The following is a 15,808-nucleotide window of genomic DNA, read 5'->3' on the forward strand; positions in this document are numbered from 1 at the left end:
TATGAAGGATATTTTATGGCTCATACAAAAAACGTTATCTGTGCTTTTGAAAAATAAAAAAAGTTTACTCATTATAATTAGCTTGCCGATAATAGGGACGCTCATTTCCTTCTCGATATATGGAAATGCAGGGCAAGGAACGTTAAATATCGGGATTGTAAATAAAGAAAATGAGCCGATAACAAATGATACGATAAAGTTTTTAGAAGGATTAAATCATGTGAATGTGAGTAAGGTTAAGGAGTCTGAAGTAGAAGATAAACTCACTTCCAAAAAACTTGATGGAGTTATTACATTGGATTCTGGTTTTTCAAAAAGTGTTCGAGAAGGGAAACCAGAGCATATTGAAATTTCATCGATTAAAGGTGATCAAGTAACAGGATTTATAAAATCATATTTATATAATTATATTGATAATATAGCAGCTATTAGTAAAGTAGCAGGAACAGATCAAAGTACATTCGACAATATGTACGCAGGGTATCAAAAAGGTTCATTTAAAATGAAAACTGAGACGCTAGAAGATACTTCGAAAAATAAAGATATGACAAATCAAACGATGGGTTACCTTATTATGTTTATGCTGTTTTCAGCAGCTAACTTATCAGGTCATATTTTAAAAGAAAAAGAGAATAGAACGTACTTTAGACTATTATCAACGCCGATAGATGGGAAGAAGTTCATATTATCTAATGTCGGGGTAAATATGATAATACTAACAGTACAAATTTTGATTACAATCCTATTCCTAACGAATGTTTTTCATACGAATATCAATATGCCTTTTATAGTGATGATGGGCGTACTAATGCTATTTGCATTAATCGCAATTGGAATATCATTAGTTCTTGTAGCTTTTTCGAAAAACTCAGCATCGGCAAATGCGATGCAAAACATGGTCATTGTACCAACATGCTTACTTGCTGGATGTTATTTCCCATATGATATTATGCCAAGTGCAGTACAAAAAGTAGCTAATTTTCTTCCACAGCGCTGGTTGTTAGACACAGTATCGAAACTACAGCAAGGAATTCCATTCTCTGAGTTGTATTTAAACATTTTAATTTTATTCGCTTTCGCGATTGCATTCTTCTTAATTGCGATTTATAAGTTTGGAAGAAATAATGATGCGAGGAATTTTGTTTAATGTGAAAAGGATGTGACGTTAAGTCACATCCTTTTTTGTATGAAGCATGAAATCTAAACTTGAATGACAAAATAGAAAGGTGGAAAGAAAATGATCGGAAGGAAATCAAAATGATTAAAAAAATATTGCGAGTTACTTCTATTGCTATTGCTATTTTCGTTTTTATTTTAATATGGATGCATATCGATGTTACCTTAGGTAGGAAAATGGAAGCTGGGAAAAACATGCCGACAGAGTATGCGCCTCATTATAGTGACTTTCAATTATATGTAGAAGGGAAGCCTTTTTATAAACAATTATTTACTGATATAAGAGAAGCCAAAAGCTCCATCTACACTTATTTCTTCATTTTGTCGGATGATAAAAGTAGTCATACTTTTTTAAACTTATTAAAAGAGAAGGCAAAAGAAGGAGTAAACGTCTATTTATCAGTTGATCGCATGAATGATTTATCATTTGAAAGAAAGATGATAAATGAATTGAGGGAAAGTGGTGTGCATTTTACATATAGTAGAAAACCTGCATTGCCATTCGGATTTTATTCACTTCACCATCGTAATCATCGCCGTATTACGACGATTGATGGGGAGATTGGCTATACAGGCGGATTTAATATAGGAGATGAGTACTTAGGGAAAGATAAGCGATTTGGATATTGGCGTGATTATCATGTACGGCTTAAAGGAGAAGGAGCAAAAGATTTAGAACAGCAATTCGCTTTAGATTGGAAACGAGATACGAAAGAAGAGATAAAGAGGAGTACGAATAAAGCTAGTAAAGGGAATACATTACATACTATGACTAGTTACAATGGGCATTACGTTGCTGAAAAATATATAGAGCTCATAAAACAAGCTCAGCACTCCATTGTAATTGCAACACCGTATTTTATAGCGAAAAATAAAGAATCTATGAATGCTTTAATCGCGGCGCAAAAGCGTGGTGTTACAGTAAAAATACTTTGGTCATATAAACCGGATCTACCTCTTATAAAAGAAGCGGCGTATCCATACATACGTCAAGCTGTTAATAATGGGATTACTGTATATGGTTATAAAAAAGGAATGTTCCACGGTAAATTAATGCTTATTGATAATGAATTAACCGTTATTGGTACAACAAACTTTACTTCGCGTAGCTTCAATATAAATGATGAAATGAATTTTTATATTTATGGTGGTCCTATTGTAGGACAAGTTAATAAGGCGTTAACAGAGGATTTTCATGATTCGAAAGAAATGACGAAAGAGTTTTTTGAAAAGTTATCTTTTTGGGAGCGTTGTAAGGAGAAAGTGGCAGGATTGGTTGACTTCTATTTGTGATGATGAATTAGGAAAGGGTGCCTACAAAAGGCACCCTTTTTGGTGGGAAATCATTATTTTTCATGCACCAGCATCGTAACATCATCATTGATCAACGTCCCCACATGTTCGCCTAAACATATTTTCTTCATGACCCCAGGCTCATCAAAGTTAAAGACATGCGTTGGTAAATTGTAGTCCCTGGCAAGCAGTAATGCCGCTTGATCCATGACTTGTATATTTTGTCTAACGACATCATTATAGTTTAGTTTGCTGTACATTTTTGCTGATTTATTATGCTTTGGATCACTTGTAAAGACGCCATCTACCCCTTGTTTTGCGACTAATATGGCATCACTATTCATCTCGATGGCTCTTTGTACACTTGGATAATCTGTTGTCACGAACGGTTGGCCGTTTCCGCCTCCAAAGATAACGATATAGCCGTTATCTAAATGGTGGACTGCACGCAAGCGAATGTATGGTTCAGCTACTGCATTAAATGGAATGGAAGTCATAACGCGTACTTCTCTATTTGTTTTACTTGTTAAAACACCGCGAAGCATTAAGCTGTTAATAATTGTACCTAACGTACCGATATTATCAGCTTCCACGCGATCGATTCCCCATTCTTCAGCTAGATGCCCCCTAAAAATGTTACCGCCACCGATGACGATGGATACTTCGATACCTAAATCAACAATGGATAAAATTTCGTTTGCGATATGTTCTAATCGTTTGGAGTTAAAGCTATTTCCAGTTTGATCGGCAAGTGCACCGCCGCTTAATTTAATTAAGACACGTTTATATGGTCTCATAACAATTCCCCCTATATAGATCGCAATAAAAAAGGAACAAAGGCGAATGCCTTTGTTCCTTTTTAAGAAAATGAAAAAGAAAAGAAGAAGATAGGACGAATTGCTTTGTATAGTTTTTCATAACATCCACTCCTTTTCATTTTGATTTGTTTTAAGTATATATCTTTTTGATTATACGAAACAATCTGATTACTTATCAAGTTTATTTTATCGTTTTTTAACAAAATGGTGTCAATGAAAAAAAGAAGAAAAATATTTGAATTTTTTGTGACGAACTTGTAGGTTTTTGTATGATTTTGTAGGTTCGCTTATAAGATGTGTGAGTAGCTTTTATAAATTCAAATTGAAAGCGTTCGCATGAAGGGGATGAACATAAATGAAAAAATTCGGATTGGCAACACAAATTTTTGTCGCGCTTGTTTTAGGGATTGTAGTAGGGGCAGTCTTTTATGGCAATAAAACGGCGATTTCTTATATCACACCAATTGGGGATATATTTATTCACTTAATTAAGATGATTGTAGTACCAATTGTTATTTCAGCATTAATTGTTGCGGTAGCTGGTGTAGGAGATATGAAAAAGCTTGGGAAACTGGGCGGTAAGACAATTCTTTATTTCGAAATTATTACGACGATTGCTATTTTAATGGGATTACTTGCAGCGAATATATTCCAACCAGGTACTGGTGTTGATATGAGTAATTTACAGCAAAGTGATATTTCTTCTTATAAACAAACAGCAGATGCAACGGAGAAGAAAGGTTTTGCTGAGACAATTGTTCACATTGTACCAAAAAACGTATTTGAATCGATTGCACAAGGTGACCTATTACCGATTATATTCTTCTCAGTATTATTCGGCTTAGGAGTTGCGGCAATTGGGGAAAAAGGAAAGCCTGTTTTTAACTTCTTTGAAGGCGTACTCGAAGCAATGTTTTGGGTTACAAATCAAGTTATGAAATTTGCACCATTTGGTGTATTCGCATTAATTGCCGTTACAGTTGCAAAATTTGGTGTAGCAACATTACTTCCGCTAGGAAAACTAGTGCTAGCTGTATACGTAACTGTTATACTATTCGTTGTGATTGTATTAGGTATTAATGCAAGAATGGTTGGCGTAAACATTTTTACATTAATAAAAATTTTAAAAGAAGAACTGATTCTTTCGTTTACGACAGCAAGTTCAGAAGCTGTTTTACCTAATATAATGAGAAAAATGGAAGAGTTCGGTTGTCCAAAGGCAGTTGCCTCTTTCGTAATTCCGACAGGTTATACATTTAACTTGACTGGATCGGCTATTTATCAAGCGTTAGCGGCATTGTTTGTTGCACAAATGTACGGTGTGCACATGTCACTAACGGAGCAAATAACGTTATTATTCGTTCTCATGTTAACATCCAAAGGTATGGCGGGAGTTCCAGGTGCATCGTTCGTTGTTGTATTAGCAACGTTAGGTTCAATGGGGCTACCACTAGAAGGTATCGCGTTAATTGCGGGAATTGACCGCATTTTAGATATGATTCGCTCATCTGTCAATGTATTAGGAAATGCATTAGCGGCCATTGTTATGTCGAAGTGGGAAGGCGAATTCGATAATGAGAAAGCAAAACAATATGTAGAAACAGTCAAAGAAACAAAAGCAGCATAAGAAATCGTTAAGGAGTGAATAATCATGGCAACATTAACTGAAGTTAAAAATGGTGTTCGAATTGAAAAAGATTTTTTAGGTGAAAAAGAAGTACCAAACTATGCATACTACGGCGTACAAACGATGCGTGCAGTTGAAAACTTCCCAATTACAGGATACAAAATCCATGAAGGCTTAATTAGAGCGTTCGCAATTGTAAAAAAAGCAGCAGCGCTTGCTAATACAGATGTAGGAAGATTGGAATTGAACAAGGGTGGCGTGATCGCAGAAGCTGCTCAAGAAATTCTTGATGGAAAATGGCATGATCATTTCATCGTAGATCCAATTCAGGGCGGAGCAGGTACTTCAATGAACATGAATGCAAATGAAGTCATTGCCAATCGTGCTCTTGAATTATTAGGAATGGAAAAGGGAGACTATCACTATATTAGTCCAAATAGTCATGTAAACATGGCGCAATCAACAAACGATGCATTCCCAACAGCGATTCATATCGCTACATTAAACGCATTAGAAGGTTTATTACAAACGATGGGTTATATGCACGATGTATTTGAATTAAAAGCAGAACAGTTCGATCATGTGATTAAAATGGGTCGTACACATTTACAAGATGCTGTGCCAATTCGTCTTGGACAAGAGTTTAAAGCATACTCTCGTGTACTTGAACGTGATATGAAACGAATTCAGCAATCACGTCAACACTTATATGAAGTGAACATGGGAGCAACTGCAGTTGGTACAGGCTTAAATGCAGACCCAGAATATATTGAAGCAGTTGTAAAACATTTAGCTGCAATTAGTGAACTACCACTAGTTGGTGCAGAAGACTTAGTAGATGCAACGCAAAATACAGATGCATACACAGAAGTATCTGCAGCACTTAAAGTATGTATGATGAATATGTCTAAAATTGCGAATGACCTTCGCTTAATGGCATCAGGTCCACGTGTTGGTTTAGCAGAAATTATGTTACCAGCTCGTCAGCCAGGTTCATCTATTATGCCAGGGAAAGTAAACCCTGTTATGCCAGAAGTTATTAACCAAATTGCGTTCCAAGTAATTGGTAATGACCATACAATTTGCCTTGCTTCAGAAGCAGGACAATTAGAATTAAACGTTATGGAACCAGTACTTGTTTTCAACTTACTGCAATCAATTAGCATTATGAATAACGGTTTCCGTGCCTTTACAGATAATTGCTTAAAAGGAATTGAAGCGAATGAAGATCGCTTAAAAGAGTATGTTGAGAAAAGTGTAGGAATTATTACAGCCGTGAACCCTCATATCGGTTATGAAGCTGCAGCTCGCGTTGCGAAAGAAGCAATCGCGACAGGGCAATCCGTTCGAGAACTTTGTGTGAAAAATGGTGTACTGTCACAAGAAGACTTAGAGTTAATTCTAGATCCATTCGAAATGACGCACCCAGGGATTGCAGGAGCAACTCTTTTAAAGAAAAATTAAAAGAAGAGGGGGGACAAGCCCCTCTTTTTTGTTTACAATATAGAAATGCTATATATGAATAGAGGTAGGGATGTTATGAGCAAGTTTACAGTAGCTTCTAATGGTGCATTAGAAACAACATTAAGAGGAGCAGAAGTATTATCAACACCACTTTTAAATAAAGGGGTAGCTTTCACACAAAATGAAAGAGAAGAGTTAGGTTTAAAAGGGTTATTACCGCCAGCGGTTTTAACGTTAGAAGAACAGGCACGCCGAGCATACGAACAATTTAGTTCTCAGCCGGATGATTTATTAAAGAATGTATACTTAACTGCGTTACATGATCGAAATGAAGTATTATTTTATCGTATATTAACAGATCATTTACGTGAAATGTTACCGATTGTATATACACCAACTGTCGGTGTAGCAATTCAAAGATATAGTCATGAATATCGTAAACCACGTGGTGTTTATTTATCGATTAACGATCCATCAGGTATTGAAGAAGCATTCACCAATATTGGTGCAACAGCTGAGAACATTGATTTAGTCGTTGTAACAGATGGAGAAGGCATATTAGGAATTGGTGACTGGGGCGTTGGTGGTATTAACATTGCAATCGGAAAGCTAGCTGTTTATACGGCCGCAGTTGGAATCGATCCTAGCCGCGTATTACCGGTAATTTTAGATGTAGGTACAAACCGTGAGGAACTATTAAACAATCCATTTTATATTGGAAATCGTCACCCTCGTATAACAGGTGAAGCTTACGATGAATTTATTGATACGTTTGTACAAGCGGTAAATAAACAATTCCCGAAAGCACTTTTACATTGGGAAGACTTTAGCTCTCGTAACGCACGAAAAATTTTAGATAAATACCGTCATGACGTTTGTACGTTTAATGATGATATTCAAGGTACAGGTGCAGTTTCACTTGCGGCAGTATTATCGGCAGTGAAAGCTTCTGGTGTACCGCTAAGTGAACACCGCGTTGTTGTATTTGGTGCTGGTACGGCTGGAATCGGTATCGCAGATCAAGTTAGAGATGCGATGGTCCGCGTAGGTGTATCTGAAGAAGAATCATATAAGCGTTTCTGGTGTATTGATCGTAACGGGTTAGTTACAGATAATATGGAAGATCTTCTTGATTTCCAAATTCCGTACGCAAGAAAAGAAGCAGAAGTAAGTGAGTGGAAAGAAAATGATGTGATCGGACTTGCTGAAGTTGTGAAACATGTAAAACCGACAATTTTAATTGGTACATCTACTGTTGCAGGTGCATTTAAAGAAGAGATTATTAAAGAAATGGCTTCTCACGTAGAAAGACCAATCATTTTACCAATGTCGAATCCGACGCCACTTGCTGAAGCAAAACCAGCAGATTTAATCGAGTGGACAGAAGGAAGAGCGTTAGTTGCAACAGGAAGTCCATTTGAACCAGTTACATATAACGGTGTAACGTATGTGATTGGACAATCAAATAATGCACTTATTTTCCCAGGGCTTGGTCTTGGAACAATTGTAGTACGAGCAAGCGTCATGACGGATGGAATGTTCGCAGCGGCTGCTGAAGCAGTTGCAAGTATGGTAGATACAAGTCAGCCAGGAGCACCTATTTTACCAGAGGTCGAAGAATTACGTAATATCTCAGAAATGGTTGCAATTGAAGTAGCGAAAGTTGCAGTTGCAGAAGGTGTTGCAAGAGTGAACTTAAGTGATAACGATATCAAGATGGCAGTGCAAGAAGTAATGTGGAAGCCAGAGTATCGCCAAATAAAAGCGGTAGAAAAGGTTAGAATATAGAAAAAAAGCCCGTTTATAACAATAAGCGGGCTTTCACTTTTACTACTGAAAAAAAGTATAGGAAGTGTCACCTTTGAATTGGAATCAATTATGGAAGAAAGATATGTCCCTTTTAATTATATTAATGGTCGTTGTTCCGATTGCTGGGGAGCTGAACTTTCATCCCTTTAATGATACATTTCGAGTTAGCTTCGGTACACCGCTATTCTTCTTTTTATTATTATTTTTAAGAAGAGCGCCAGCAGGAGTTGCAGGTATTCTTGTTGGTATATCTGTAGTCTTATTCCGAGTATGTCTTGACTGGATCATGCAAGGTTCATTTCATATGACAGAATCATTTTATTTGCGTTATCCTGTGTTCTTCTATTATTTTATTTATGGCAGTTTTTTTTCGCTTTGTAGGGTAAATAAGTTCCATCAGAAACCAATCATTATTGGATGCCTTGGAATTTCAATTGAAATTGTTGCAAGTATGTCAGAACTTGCGTTTTATCACATGTTAGTACTAGGTACAACAATAACGATTTCTGAAGTGAATAAACTTATTATTATTGCTATTTTTCGTAGTTTCTTTGCACTTGGTTTTTTAAATATGATGAATTTATATGAAACGAAATTAAAAGAATCGCAAGTTCGAAAAGAAAATGAAAATATGTTAATGCATCTTTCTAATTTATATGTGGAATCTGTTCATTTGAAAAAGACGTTACAAAATGCGGAGTTAATTACACAAGAAGCATATCAACTATATCGAAATTTACAAGTAAGCGCTGATTCAAGTAGTAAAACAGCATTGAAAATAGCGGGGGAAGTGCATGAAATAAAAAAGGATAATCAAAGGATATTTGCAGGGTTATCTAAACTGTTATTAGATAAAAATGTGGCTGAATATGTAGAAGGACATGAGTTAGCAGAGATGATTGTTAGAATAAACGAGAAGTATGCTGAAATGCTAGAAAAGGATATACGTTTTTCTAAACATATAGAAGGTGAGCATGCTGCATACCACGTGTATACAGTGCTATCAATTTTTAATAACTTAGTTGCAAATGCAGTTGAAGCAATTGAAGATAAAGGTTTCGTTATTATTAAGCTATATAAAAGAAATCAGCATATATTTTTTGAAGTAATTGACGATGGGCCTGGTATTACACAAAAGTATAAGAAATTAGTATTTAAGCCAGGATTTACTTCCAAGTATGATCAAACGGGAACACCGTCAACTGGTATTGGGCTTTCTTACATAAATGAAATGGTAACAGAGCTAGGCGGAGAAGTGAGATTAGAAGGCCGAGAAAATAAAAGAGGATGTAAGTTTATCGTTTGTTTACCAGAGGGTAGTTTAAAGCGGGAAGGGGAATAGATTTGTTTTATTATATCGTAGACGATGATGAAGTTTTCCGTTCGATGCTTTCGCAAATTATTGAAGATGGAGATCTTGGAGAAGTAATTGGTGAGGCGGATGACGGAGCTTTTATTGAAGCGGATCAACTAAATTTTAAAAAAGTAGATATTTTATTTATTGATTTGTTGATGCCGATGAGGGACGGAATTGAAACAGTTCGTCACATTGCGTCAACTTTCACGGGGAAAATTATTATGATTTCTCAAGTGGAATCGAAGCAGCTTATAGGTGAGGCATATACACTTGGTGTAGAATATTATATTACAAAACCATTAAATAAAATCGAAGTTGTATCTGTTGTACGCAAAGTGATGGAGCGTATTAGATTGGAGCGTTCTATACATGATATTCAAAAATCATTGAATAACGTGTTTCAGTGGGAAAAACCGCAATTGCGTACTGAACCAGTGCAAGAAGGAAAAAAGATAGGGGATTTAGGACGCTTTTTACTATCAGAACTCGGTATTGCGGGAGAGAATGGAAGTAAAGATTTACTTAGTATGCTGGAATATTTATATGGTCAAGAAAAGGCACAGACATTTGAGTTTGGCTTTCCTGCGTTAAAAGAAATTTTTCATCATATTACGATAAGGAAATTAGGGGATCTAGCTTTAGGTGCGGATATTGATAAAGAGAAAAAAGCGTCTGAACAAAGAGTACGTCGAGCTATTTATCAGTCGTTAAATCATTTGGCTTCTTTAGGACTAACAGACTTTTCAAATCCAAAATTTGAAAGCTATGCTCCAAAATTTTTCGATTTCACCGTAGTTAGAAAACGGATGACAGAAATGACGAAAGATGAACTCGCATCTTCTGGTCATACGCGAATTAATACGAAGAAGTTTATTCAAGTGTTGTATTTTGAGGCGAAGAGGTTGATGGAGATAGAGTGAAGAAGATGCTTATAAATAAGCATCTTTTTTTGTTAAATCAACATTTTATATTTTCTCGTGGAGCATGTAAAATGTTAAGTAAGAGAAAATGGTTTTATATTAAGGAAGTGTCAAAGCGATGAGTTTCACATTGAATAAATCGATTATTAAAGAAGTGTGCGGAGAGACCTCATATAAAAGAGGTGAAACCTATTATAAATCAAATAAAGTGATAATAGATCATTACGATGAAAATAAAGAGATTTGTGAGGCGACAGTAAAAGGGAACGAGGATTTCCATGTTACAGTAGCAAAAGCCAAAAAGGGTGATGTTGTTGCAAAATGTAGTTGTCCTTCATTAGCGTCTTTTCAAACGTACTGTCAACATGTTGCAGCAGTATTAATACAAATAAACTATAATCAACAAACAGGTGGAATGAGCTCCACTAGTAACAGAAATGATCAATTGACAAGTGGTATGTTTCAGCTGTTTGCAGACAAACCACTGAGGCCAAAAAGTAAACAACACCGTTTTGATACACGTGAAATATTAGATGTTGAGTTTATATGTACACCAGTAGCTACGAGAAGTGGTGGTGCTCTTCTTGGAATTCAATTGAAACTTGCCAAGTTGTATTTCATAAATCATATTAGAGAATTTCTTTCTAAGGTGGAGAAAAGAGAGTCTTTTCATTGTTCAAATGAATTTACATATACACCAGATGTACATAGTTTTAAACAAGAAACGGATGCAATTATTCAGCAGCTCATTAAAATGTATCATAACGAAAAAATGTATGAGGATGCGCTAGAAGTACATGCGAAACAAGATGAAAGTATGATATTTATACCACCAGCTTCATGGAAAGATATGCTCTCTTCACTTTCTAAAGTTGAATATGTACAGCTGAAACAAAATAAACAACTGTTTCAGGGATTACAAGTTTCAAAAGGTTTGTTGCCGTTACACTTTGAATTTACGAAGGGAAATAATGGCGGATTTACACTTCATATAGATGGTCTAAATCGTGTACAAGTTATGGATATGTATAACAATGCACTTTATGGTGGGAAATTATATCACTTACACATTGAAGATTGTATGCGACTTATTGAATTACAAAAGATGATGAGTCGCTCAAATAGTAATCAGTTTTATATTCCAGAAAGTAAGATGGAACATTTCGTCGCGAAAGTTGTACCAGGCTTAATGAAGCTCGGAACGGTACACATTGATGAAGTAATATCGGATCGTGTTGAAACACCTTCGCTAAAAGCGAAATTGTATTTAGACCGCGTGAAAAATCGCTTATTAGCAGGTCTTGAATTTCACTATGGGAACGTCATGATTAATCCGCTAGAAGAGGATGGACAGCCGTCTGTTTTTAATCGTGATGAGAAAAAAGAAAAAGAGATTTTAGACATTATGAGTAAAAGTGCCTTTGCAAAAACAGAAGGCGGTTACTTTATGCATAATGAAGAAGCTGAGTATAACTTTTTATATCACGTCGTGCCAACATTAAAAGGTTTAGTTGATATTTATGCGACGACAGCAATCAAATTGCGAATTAGTAAAGGGGATGCAGTTCCTCTTATTAGAGTGAGAAGAAAAGAAAGAATTGATTGGTTGTCATTTCGTTTTGATATAAAAGGAATACCAGAAGCAGAAATTAAAGGTGTATTAGCGGCCCTTGAAGAGAAACGTAAATATTATCGATTGGCGAACGGTTCGTTTTTGTCGCTAGAGAGTAAAGAGTTTAATGAAATTAATCAGTTTATAAAAGAATCAGGTATTCGGAAAGAATTTTTACATGGAGAAGAGGTAAATGTTCCGCTTATTCGGAGTGTAAAATGGATGAACGGACTTCACGAAGGCAATGTTTTAAGTTTGGATGATTCAGTTCAAGAGTTAGTAGAAAACATTCAAAACCCGAAAAAATTAAAGTTTGCTGTGCCAAATACTTTAAATGCAGAAATGAGAAAGTATCAAGTATATGGGTTCGAATGGATGAAAACACTTGCTCATTACCGTTTTGGCGGTATTTTAGCAGATGATATGGGACTTGGAAAAACGTTGCAAAGCATTGCTTTTATAGATTCTGTTTTGACTGAGATTCGAGAAAAGAAACTGCCAATATTAGTCGTTTCACCATCATCTCTTGTTTATAATTGGTTTAGTGAATTGAAAAAATTCGCCCCGCATATTAGAGCAGTTATTGCAGATGGAAACCAAGCAGAGCGCCGGAAAATTTTGAAAGATATAACGGAATTTGATGTCGTAATCACGTCATATCCATTACTGAGAAGAGATATAAGATTATATGCAAGACCATTTCATACACTATTTCTTGATGAAGCACAGGCGTTTAAAAACCCTACAACGCAAACGGCAAGAGCTGTGAAAACAATTCAAGCTGAATACCGTTTCGGACTAACTGGTACACCTGTAGAAAATTCATTAGAAGAGCTATGGTCTATCTTCCATGTCGTCTTCCCGGAATTATTACCAGGAAGAAAAGAGTTCGGTGATTTAAGGCGTGAAGATATAGCGAAGCGAGTGAAACCATTCGTATTAAGACGATTAAAAGGGGACGTATTAAATGAGTTGCCAGAGAAAATAGAGCACTTACAATCATCGGAGTTATTACCCGATCAAAAGAGTCTCTATGCTGCTTATTTAGCGAAGTTAAGGGAAGAAACGTTAAAGCATTTAGACAAAGACACGTTACGTAAAAATAAAATTAGAATTTTAGCTGGTTTAACGAGATTGCGACAAATTTGTTGTCATCCCGCTTTATTTGTTGATGATTACAAAGGAAGTTCAGCTAAATTTGAACAACTGTTAGAGATTTTAGAGGAATGTAGAAGTACAGGGAAGAGAATATTAATTTTTTCTCAATTTACGAAGATGCTTTCCATTATTGGTCGGGAGTTAAATCGACAAGCAATTCCATACTTTTATTTAGACGGGAGTACACCAGCGCAGGATCGTGTAGAGCTGTGCGATCGGTTTAACGAAGGAGAAGGAGATCTATTTCTCATTTCTTTAAAAGCTGGTGGTACCGGACTTAATTTAACTGGTGCAGATACAGTAATATTATATGATTTATGGTGGAATCCAGCTGTTGAACAACAAGCGGCCGATAGGGCGTATCGAATGGGACAAAAAAATACAGTGCAAGTTATAAAGCTAGTAGCTCAGGGAACAATTGAGGAGAAAATGCATGAACTGCAAGAAAGTAAGAAAAATTTAATCGCTGAAGTGATTGAGCCGGGAGAAGAGAAATTGTCCTCAATCACAGAGGAAGAAATTCGAGATATTTTAATGATTTAATATAAAAAAGCTATGCCTTCAAATTTATGAGGGCATAGCTTTTTTGTTGTAATAATTATATTTTGTTTTGTACAAAGTAAAGAAATCAAATGTTATTTAAATTACTTCTTTGTACCTTTACTTTTGTATGGTTTGGCAGCTGCCTTTTTCTTTGCACTTGATTGCCAACGGTTCCATCCTTTACTTCCTGTACCTTGTCCTACACCTTTTTTCGGTTTTGCTTTCGTTTTACTCATATGATCACTCCGTTATATAAAAATCTTATTTGATAATAGTCAATGATTTAGAAAATACTCTTTATAAATGACTATGATTGCTTTAAGTAAAAATAAACTGCTTGAATGCTATAGTATATCATGAAATTGCAAGTAAACTGAAAGGAATTATAAAGAAAATGAAAATAATAAGAAATACTGCGGATTCTATATTCCGAACGATCACATTAATTGTTGTGTATACGTTAGTTTCGGTCAGTGAAACATTTTTTGGATTGACGAGGCAGAAAAAGTAAAGATGTTAAATTAACAACAATCAATAAAGCCGTAAAATAAAGAATTTAAAAACATTTTAAAACTTTTTGTTGACTTTCTTTATTTTTTGTATAGAATAATCATTAATAAAATGTTTCAGAGATGTGACAACAAAACGACTATGAAAGGACGAGTAGTAGTAGGACGTAGTTTAAGCGAGTCAGGGGTGGTGTGAGCCTGATACGAAGCCTATTATGAAGAACCTCCTGGAGTTGCTAACCGAAATCCTTTATAGGAAAGTAGACTTAGCCGGGAACTTCGCCGTTACAAGAAGAACAGTATCGAGATATTTCATCTCCGTATTGTATAAGTGAGCAACCTCTGTTGCTAATTTGGGTGGTACCGCGGAACCAAAGCCTTTCGTCCCAGTTTTTTGGGAAAGAAGGGCTTTTTTTGTTGGCTTCTTTTCACAACATCCAAACATTTTAGGAGGAAACCACCATGTATCAATCATTAATGACAGTAAGAGAGACTCAAATCGCAATTAAGGAAGTTAAAACATTTTTCGAGGACCAATTAGCAAGACGCCTTGAACTATTCCGCGTATCTGCACCATTATTCGTAACGAAAAAATCAGGATTAAACGATCACCTAAACGGTGTAGAACGCCCAATTGAATTTGATATGTTACATTCAGGAGAAGAATTAGAAATTGTTCATTCACTAGCGAAATGGAAACGATTTGCATTACATGAATACGGATACGAAGCTGGTGAAGGTTTATATACAAACATGAACGCGATTCGTCGTGATGAAGAACTTGATGCAACGCATTCCATTTACGTTGACCAATGGGATTGGGAAAAAATCGTTCAAAAAGAATGGCGTACTGTCGATTACTTACAAAAAACAGTACAAACAATTTATGGAATATTCAAAGATTTAGAAGATCATTTATTTGAAAAATATCCGTTCCTTGGAAAGTATTTACCAGAAGAGATTGTTTTCATTACTTCCCAAGAACTAGAAGATAAATATCCAGAATTAACACCGAAAGATCGTGAGCATGCAATTGCAAAAGAACACGGTGCAGTCTTCATTATCGGAATTGGTGATGCACTTCGTTCAGGTGAAAAGCATGACGGACGCGCAGCTGATTATGACGATTGGAAATTAAACGGTGACATTTTATTCTGGCACCCAGTACTACAATCTTCATTTGAGTTATCATCAATGGGAATTCGTGTTGATAGTAAATCGCTTGATGAGCAGTTAACGAAAACTGGTGAAGACTTCAAACGTGAGTATGATTTCCATAAAGGTATATTAGAAGACGTACTACCATTAACAATCGGCGGTGGCATTGGACAATCAAGAATGTGCATGTACTTCTTACGTAAAGCACATATCGGTGAAGTTCAATCTTCTGTATGGCCTGACGATTTACGTGCAGCTTGTAAAAAAGAAAACATTCATCTGTTTTAATAGAAGTGAGGGAATAGCTTAAATATAGAGCTATTCCCTCTTTTTTAAATTGTGTAAACGAATGGTTTACAGAGAG

11 protein-coding genes and 1 other annotated feature are annotated in these 15,808 nt (G+C 35.8%); of the genes, 9 read left to right on the forward strand and 2 right to left on the reverse strand.

Translation table 11 applies throughout. The features are described from left to right. Position 1: 1 nt before the first annotated feature. Together ATL10_RS03130 and cls are read left to right on the forward strand one after the other, a co-directional pair. Positions 2–1,147 (forward strand): ABC transporter permease, encoded by a 1,146-nt coding sequence (locus tag ATL10_RS03130; RefSeq protein ID WP_090976120.1) that lies wholly within the window; start codon positions 2–4, stop codon positions 1,145–1,147. A 110-nt stretch (positions 1,148–1,257) separates the two neighbouring features. Beyond that, entirely contained in the window at positions 1,258–2,469 is a 1,212-nt protein-coding gene (gene cls / locus ATL10_RS03135; RefSeq protein WP_141548267.1) for a cardiolipin synthase, read from the forward strand. A 53-nt stretch (positions 2,470–2,522) separates the two neighbouring features. Here cls and pyrH read toward each other — a convergent pair whose 3' ends face one another. Continuing rightward, positions 2,523–3,266, reverse strand: a complete 744-nt coding sequence (gene pyrH, locus ATL10_RS03140; protein ID WP_001248061.1) for a UMP kinase — start codon at positions 3,264–3,266, stop codon at positions 2,523–2,525. A gap of 376 nt (positions 3,267–3,642) precedes the next feature. Between pyrH and ATL10_RS03145 the strand changes: the two genes are divergently transcribed. The 6 genes from ATL10_RS03145 to ATL10_RS03170 all read left to right on the forward strand — a co-directional run bounded on the left by ATL10_RS03145 (position 3,643) and on the right by ATL10_RS03170 (position 13,777). After that, positions 3,643–4,914: a cation:dicarboxylate symporter family transporter gene (locus ATL10_RS03145; RefSeq protein ID WP_000713291.1), complete on the forward strand. Its 1,272-nt coding sequence runs from the start codon at positions 3,643–3,645 to the stop codon at positions 4,912–4,914. Between the two features lie 24 nt (positions 4,915–4,938). After that, complete coding sequence (gene aspA, locus ATL10_RS03150; protein WP_000224200.1) at positions 4,939–6,378, forward strand: aspartate ammonia-lyase; 1,440 nt, start codon at positions 4,939–4,941, stop codon at positions 6,376–6,378. A 75-nt stretch (positions 6,379–6,453) separates the two neighbouring features. Beyond that, positions 6,454–8,166, forward strand: coding sequence for an oxaloacetate-decarboxylating malate dehydrogenase (gene malS / locus ATL10_RS03155; protein WP_065228756.1), 1,713 nt, complete (start codon positions 6,454–6,456; stop codon positions 8,164–8,166). Between the two features lie 64 nt (positions 8,167–8,230). After that, the gene (locus ATL10_RS03160; RefSeq protein ID WP_110496411.1) at positions 8,231–9,529 is read left to right on the forward strand and encodes a sensor histidine kinase; all 1,299 of its coding nucleotides are present in this window, start codon (positions 8,231–8,233) and stop codon (positions 9,527–9,529) included. Positions 9,530–9,531: 2 nt separating this feature from the next. Next, positions 9,532–10,464: a response regulator gene (locus tag ATL10_RS03165; protein WP_006918521.1), complete on the forward strand. Its 933-nt coding sequence runs from the start codon at positions 9,532–9,534 to the stop codon at positions 10,462–10,464. A gap of 118 nt (positions 10,465–10,582) precedes the next feature. Then, entirely contained in the window at positions 10,583–13,777 is a 3,195-nt protein-coding gene (locus ATL10_RS03170) for a DEAD/DEAH box helicase (RefSeq protein WP_098235550.1), read from the forward strand. A gap of 101 nt (positions 13,778–13,878) precedes the next feature. On the opposite strand, the gene ATL10_RS03175 is transcribed toward ATL10_RS03170, so the two are convergent. Further along, complete coding sequence (locus ATL10_RS03175) at positions 13,879–14,013, reverse strand: DUF3934 domain-containing protein (protein WP_000047588.1); 135 nt, start codon at positions 14,011–14,013, stop codon at positions 13,879–13,881. 406 nt (positions 14,014–14,419) lie between these two features. Continuing rightward, positions 14,420–14,678: a binding site (T-box leader), on the forward strand. 70 nt (positions 14,679–14,748) lie between these two features. Here ATL10_RS03175 and asnA point away from each other — a divergent pair. Next, positions 14,749–15,732 (forward strand): aspartate--ammonia ligase, encoded by a 984-nt coding sequence (gene asnA / locus ATL10_RS03190; RefSeq protein ID WP_000284919.1) that lies wholly within the window; start codon positions 14,749–14,751, stop codon positions 15,730–15,732. Positions 15,733–15,808 lie beyond the last annotated feature (76 nt).

It is taken from the genome of Bacillus sp. 196mf (assembly GCF_003217275.1).
Taxonomy (GTDB): Bacteria; Bacillota; Bacilli; order Bacillales; family Bacillaceae_G; genus Bacillus_A; species Bacillus_A thuringiensis_S.